We start from the raw sequence: 211 nt of genomic DNA, 5'->3' as shown, positions 1-211 counted from the left end.
CAACAATGCTCAGGTCACCATCAAGGCGGGCGAAACCAGCGCGCCGTATAGCCACGACGCGCAGGGCGACGACGTCTACAAAGACGCCGGCGAAATCAGCCTGGGTATCAAATCGGCAGCAGACATCGATGGTCGCGCCTTCGAGAACTTGCAACTGGGTGATGCCGCGTCGGTTAAAGTCACCGACACCACCGACGATGTTATCGCCAAG

Annotated in this window: 1 protein-coding gene; it reads left to right on the top strand. The window is 58.8% G+C overall.

Annotated elements, in window-relative coordinates; translation table 11 throughout:
* Positions 1-211: immunoglobulin-like domain-containing protein (locus HU770_RS27395; protein ID WP_186666649.1), on the top strand; the 211-nt coding region annotated here is incomplete at both ends.

It is taken from the genome of Pseudomonas sp. SWRI68 (genome assembly GCF_014269165.1).
GTDB lineage: Bacteria > Pseudomonadota > Gammaproteobacteria > Pseudomonadales > Pseudomonadaceae > Aquipseudomonas > Aquipseudomonas capeferrum.
The sequence above is the reverse complement of the archived record's forward strand: the minus strand, read 5'-3'. Positions and strand labels throughout refer to the sequence as shown.